We start from the raw sequence: 3,214 nt of genomic DNA on the forward strand, positions 1-3,214 counted from the left end.
AGGGAAATCCTGAGGTTTGTACCGAAGAAGTACCATCGCGTCGTTGTCAGAGTCTACGGTTTGGAAGCCGAAATGATCATGCAAGAGAAGACCCTTCTGGAAAAAGATGTACTCGAAGAGCTCCAGTCCATAGAAGAACTCGTTGTGGAGGAAAAGAGCGTCTTCAGAAAGAGATTTTCACCGCCAGAACCCTTCAAAACTAGTACCCTTCAACAAGAGGCCTATGCAAAACTGGGCTTTTCTGTGGCAAAAACCATGCTACTCGCCCAGCAGCTTTACGAAGGGGTGGAGGCAGAAAACGGACACATCGCTTTCATTACCTACATGAGGACGGATTCTACCCGTGTTTCAGACTACGCCAAAGAAGAGGCTCGTGAGCTGATAGGAAAAAAGTTTGGGGTGGAATACATCGGAACCGGAAGAAGAAGGAAGGCCAGGACCGTCAAGATACAGGACGCCCATGAAGCCATACGTCCCACGAACGTGTTCATGACGCCCGAGGAAGCCGGTAGGTACCTGAGCCCCGATCAAAGAAAACTTTACGAGCTGATATGGAAGAGATTTCTTGCCTCTCAAATGAAGGCTTCCGAGTACGAGGAAACCCGTTTTGTGTTGAAAACGAAGGATGGAAGGTACCAATTCAAGGGATCGGTTCTAAAGAGGATCTTCGACGGTTACGAGAGGGTATGGAAAACAGAGAGGAACGTCGGCGAGTTTCCCTTCGAAGAAGGAGAAATCGTGAAACCGATCGATGTGGAGATAAAAGAACTGGAAACAAAGCCAAAACCCAGATACACCGAGGGTACTCTGGTGAAGGAGATGGAGCGATTGGGAATAGGGCGTCCCAGCACCTACGCTGCTACGATAAGGCTCCTCCTCACTCGAAAGTACGTGAAGAAGATCGGGGGATACCTTTATCCCACAGTGATCGGAAGTGTTGTCATGGATTACCTGGAGAAAAAGTACGCGGACATTGTGAACGTCTCCTTCACTGCTGAAATGGAGAAAGAGCTCGATGAGGTAGAACAGGGCAAAAAAACGGACAAGGTTGTGCTGCAAGATTTCTATCGAGCCTTTTCAAAAGTTTTCGACAAGAACGACAGGATCACTGTCGATTATCCGACGAATCAAAAATGCTCTTGTGGAAAAGATATGGTGCTTTCTTTTGGAAGGTACGGGTTCTACTTGAAGTGTGAGTGTGGAAAGAGCAGAAGTGTGAGGAACGACGAAGTTGCTGTTATAGAGAGTGGAAAGATGTTCATCAGGAGGAGAAGCGATGAAGATAGCGCTTTTGATGGGGGGAACGTCAAGGGAAAGAGAAATCTCGTTGAGAAGCGGAGAAAGGGTAAGAAAAGCTCTTGAAGCTTTGGGATACGAGTACGTTGTCTTCGACGTTAGCGAGGATTTCCTGGAAAAGGCTCCGAAACTGAAGGAATTCGACCTGGTGTTCAACGTGCTTCACGGAACGTTTGGAGAAGATGGTTCACTCCAATCCATACTGGATTTCCTCAGGGTTCGATACACGGGTTCCGATGCGTTTTCCAGTATGCTTTGCTTTGACAAGCTCCTCACTTATAGATTCCTGAAGGATTTTGTCAGAATGCCGAACTTTGTGGAGGTCAAAGAGCTCATCAACTCATCTCCTATTGGATACCCCTGCGTGGTGAAGCCGCGAAGGGAAGGTTCCAGTATCGGTGTTTTCATCTGTGAGTCAGATGAAGAATTCCAAAGGGCGCTGAAAGAAGATCTGCCGTTCTATGGTAGTGTGATCGTTCAAGAGTACATCCCAGGGCGAGAAATGACGGTATCGATAATAGAAACTGAAGAAGGATTCAGGGTGTTGCCCATACTGGAGCTGAGGCCAAAAAAGAGGAAATTCTATGATTACGTTGCAAAGTACACGAAAGGCGAAACGGATTTTCTGTTACCAGCTCCGCTGAAGCCAGATGAAGAACACCTGGTGAAAGAAACAGCTCTCAAGGCTTTCACCGAAGCTGGATGTAGAGGATTTGGGCGAGTGGACGGGATTTTCCACAACGGAGAGTTTTTCTTCCTCGAGATAAACACAGTTCCGGGGCTCACTGAACTCAGTGACCTTCCCGCGAGTGCAAAGGCAGCTGGCATCGAGTTCGAGGAGTTGATCAATATAATCATAAAGAGTGCTTTCTTGAAAGGAGAGTGAGATCATGAGATTCATAGAAAAAATGATACCTGAAGAATCTCCAATCCAGCTGCTCATTGGCCTTGCTCGAAGGGGAGAAACGGCAGTGGTCTTGTTGAAGGACGCCATCCAAGATTATTTTGCTGGAAAGTTCGGTGAAGGGCATCTTAACCGAGTTATTGCTCTGGAAAGAGAAGCTGATCAGCTCAAGGCAAAGTTGAAAAGGATCTACCAGAAGATCAAGTACTCCTACTTCGAAAAGGATGATTTTCTCTACATAGTGCACAAATCGGACGAGATACTCGATATTGTGAGAGACGTGGTCATCATGCTGGATATGAACAAAGTGGATGAAATCCCGAAGGATGTGAGGGACTGCTTTGTGGAGCTTGTTGATAGTGTTCTGAACGCGATCAAAGAGACGGTAGAGGCCGTTGAGCAACTGAGGGTTTTGGCGGAGACGGGTTTCTCCCCCATCGAGGAGGAGAGGGAAAGGAGGGAGGTGTTCGATGTCTCCATGGAGGAAAGGGAAGTAGACACCATCTCCAGGAATCTCGGAAAGAAGCTCTACTCTTTGAAGAACTCCATGAATCCGGTTGACCTCATCTTTCTGAACAAGATAGCGCGCCTCATCTCGAAGATTGCGGACCAGGGGAAGGATATAACGAAGAGAATAAACTCTGCAATTTTGAAGTGAAGGAGGGAGCATCATGTTGATACTCGTTGTGGCTGGAGTTCTCGGATTTATAATGGCGTTTTCCATAGGAGCCAACGATGTAGCGAACTCCATGGCAACTGCCGTGGGCGCTAGAGCAATCACCGTCAGACAGGCTTCTTTGATAGCGATGTTTCTCGAGTTTCTAGGGGCTGTGATGTTCGGGTCTCACGTCTCACAGACGATAGTGAAAGGAATCGTGGAAATCGATAGAATACAGCCTGTCGAACTTATGTACGGCGCTCTTTCGGCGTTGATAGCGGCTTCCCTGTGGATCCTGATCGCCACAAACTGGGGTTATCCTGTATCTACAACACATTCGATAGTCGGAGGTATGC

General features: G+C 47.5%; 4 protein-coding genes. All 4 read left to right on the forward strand.

The genetic code is table 11. From position 1 onward, the window contains the following. A partial coding sequence (locus J7K79_RS07890; RefSeq protein ID WP_296907260.1) for a DNA topoisomerase occupies window positions 1–1,362 on the forward strand: 1,362 nt, incomplete at its 5' end. After that, entirely contained in the window at window positions 1,277–2,182 is a 906-nt protein-coding gene (locus tag J7K79_RS07895; protein ID WP_296907262.1) for a D-alanine--D-alanine ligase, read from the forward strand. The genes J7K79_RS07890 and J7K79_RS07895, both read left to right, overlap by 86 nt. 4 nt (window positions 2,183–2,186) lie before the next feature. Further along, complete coding sequence (locus tag J7K79_RS07900; RefSeq protein WP_296907264.1) at window positions 2,187–2,858, forward strand: DUF47 domain-containing protein; 672 nt, start codon at window positions 2,187–2,189, stop codon at window positions 2,856–2,858. 13 nt (window positions 2,859–2,871) lie between these two features. Next, on the forward strand, window positions 2,872–3,214 hold a 343-nt coding region (locus tag J7K79_RS07905), incomplete at its 3' end, for an inorganic phosphate transporter (protein WP_296907267.1).

The sequence above is a fragment of the Thermotoga sp. genome (genome assembly GCF_021162145.1).
Classification (GTDB): domain Bacteria; phylum Thermotogota; class Thermotogae; order Thermotogales; family Thermotogaceae; genus Thermotoga.

Coding starts and splice junctions, on each gene's coding strand:
- J7K79_RS07895 (WP_296907262.1), top strand. CDS start 1,277: ATGAAGATAGCGCTTTTGATGGGGGGAACGTCAAGGGAAAGAGAAATC.
- J7K79_RS07900 (WP_296907264.1), top strand. CDS start 2,187: ATGAGATTCATAGAAAAAATGATACCTGAAGAATCTCCAATCCAGCTG.